This window comes from Nostoc sp. FACHB-888, from assembly GCF_014696655.1.
In the GTDB taxonomy this organism is placed as follows: domain Bacteria; phylum Cyanobacteriota; class Cyanobacteriia; order Cyanobacteriales; family Nostocaceae; genus Nostoc.
In genome coordinates, this window is sequence record NZ_JACJQM010000359.1 from 1 (window position 1) to 2,678 (window position 2,678).

Genomic DNA, 2,678 nt, shown 5'->3' on the forward strand with positions numbered 1-2,678 from the left:
TCCAGGTTGCACTGTCTACTCCCACTGCACTGAGCCACCACAGTGAGTTGATCGTCTTCTAGGAGCACTAGAGCGCCTGTTTCGGCTCCGGCATTTTCTATTACCACCTGCATTAACGTGGCGATCAATTGATCGAGATGGATTATTTCTGAAAGAGCTTGAGCTGCTTTCATTACCGCAGCCAAATCGATCGCGCTGTCTAAGCGAGCAGAAGTAGTTCCAGAAGTTGTATGGATTGGCGTGTAGGTCACAACCGGTGATTGAGAAAAGAACTGCGGGTAGCGAGTTTCTAAATCTTTGACTTTTGCCATCGCTCCCCATCTTTCATAGCAGTAGTGTGCTTCTTTCATGTAGAGCTGGGCAAATTTTTCTCGACCTCGCGCTAGATAATGTTTTGCAGCCAATTCGTATGCTAACGCCTCTTCCTGGATATATTCATTTTCTCTGGCTCCTTGAATCGCCCGTTCATAAAACTCTTCAGCCTCAAGAAATTGCCCTAAGACTCGTGCTTTCTCTGCCTCGACTAGATGAAATTTATGTAGATAATTCATTGGAGCGTAATCTGCCCATTTTTGCACCTTTTCTTGGTTGGTGCTAACACAACTTAGCCAAGCTTCTTCTTCAGAGCTTGAAGCCTCAACCAATAGGCTCAAAAGCACCAGAGAATCGTAGAAATGGAATATAGGTTCTGTTATTTCTTCTAAAGGCTGCCTTGCTAACACAGCAGTTTGTGCAGCTTGATGATATTCCCCAAATAGATAACACAGTATAATTTTGTTTAAATAGAGGTAGGGAATTTCAGTTCCGTCTTTAACTGCAATAGCGCGCGATAGCGCTTGCTCTTCATCATATACACTACCAATCAAACGGGTGGGATTCTCAGATCTACCTAACAGATTAAGGATTGTCTGCCACAACACTGCAATCCAATTAGAGGGGTTTTCTCGTCTGATTTGTCTGATTGCTTTGCTGTAGGTTGCCGTTTTTTGTTCCAGTTCCGTGAGTTCCTCACCGACAAGAAACGAGTAACAACATACATTACATGCAGCATAGCCAGCGAATTCAAAGTCTCCGGTTTCCACTCCGTTTTGATAAACATCAACCTGAATTGGTATTATTTTCCTAAAATGTACCTTCCGGTGCATGATGTGGGCACTAAATATCGCTAATGCTTTAGCATTCCTTTTTTTGCTATTCAATCGTTCTGTCAAGCTGAGAGCCAATTGACCAAATTTATAACCGAGTTCAATGTCTTGAACAACGTCACCTAGAACAACTCCGTAGGCAGCATAACTCAGTGGTGACCAGGTAGCATTGCCGTAGTTGATTGATAAATTTACCATTTTGCACACAATCAGTATCATCAGTGCTGGTGACACCATATTTGCAGCAACCACGATATTCACCAGGATATACATTGCTGCCAGCGGTTCTGGTGCGGTCATCTTTGCTAGATTAATTAAGTCTTCGATGTCTCGTCCAGCTAATAGTGCAGCCGTTTCCTCCAATTCTCTTTGAACATCTAACTGACTTGGATTTTCTATTAAATCTATTCCCAAGAGCTTTAACGCTTCCGATCCAGTTTTTAGTGCTTCTTTCAGGTTGCCCTGTGACAAATATCCTTGAATTCTGGTATCGTAAGCCTGCACTTTGTCAACCACTGTTTTGCCACGATCGAGTACCACTTCTACCAACTGTTCCATCTCATCAAAGCGACCCTGGAGATACGCCGCTTCTGCTGCTTCTGAATACAGCGCTAAGGTCAGATCATACTCAGTGAGCCAACTCTTTGTATCGAGAAGTTGAAGACCTATAGTGAAATATTTAAAAGCTGCTTCATAAGCCGTTGCTGCCTTTGCTTTCTGACCTGCCCTTAAATTCAATCTGGCAATTTCAGTTCGTTCTGATCGAGCAGTGACTAGCTGAAGTCCTTGATTGAGATGATCGATGATTTCAAACAACCGATCGGATCGTTGCTCTGGTGAAGTTTTTTTGAGCAAATTGCCACCGATTTGGAGATGAACAACTTGTTTGTGCGATTCATCAATCAAAGCATAAGCCGCTTGCTGAACGCGATCGTGCGAAAACTTATACTCTTGAACCAACAAGTCTTCATCCAAGTCAGACAAAGGTTGAATTAATCCAGCTTGTATTGCTTCTAATAAATCTTGAAAAACTGCTTTCGGTGATTTTTCGCAAACGATCGCCAACGTTTCTAAATCAAACTCAGACCCAACACAAGCAGCGATGGAGAGAACTTGCTGTGTTGCTGACGGCAATTTCTGCAACTGACGCAGCAGTAACTCCACCACATTATCGGTGATATCTTGAGCTTCAATCTCAGTTAAGTTCCACTGCCAACTCAACTGTTGGGCATCAAAGGTCAACAGGTTTTCGCCATACAGCAGCTTCAAAAATTCACCAACAAAGAAAGGGTTGCCCTCGGTTTTACGCAACACGACTTGGGCTAAGGAACGAACGGTATCAGGATTGCGATGTAATGTCTCAGCCACCAGTTGAGTCAACGGTTCGGGCGTTAAAGGAGTCAGGGTAATTTCTTGAAGCGCTGCCCCCTGCTTTCGCAAGCTCTCCAGCATCAAAATTAATGAATGCGTTGAAGACACTTCATGATCTCGATAGGCTCCGATCAAAAACAGGGATTGAGTTTGCTCGTCAAG

Annotated in this window: 1 pseudogene; it reads right to left on the minus strand. The window is 43.5% G+C overall.

The features are described from left to right. A pseudogene (locus H6G26_RS40770) lies at positions 1-2,624 on the minus strand (serine/threonine protein kinase); the annotation flags it as partial. Positions 2,625-2,678 lie beyond the last annotated feature (54 nt).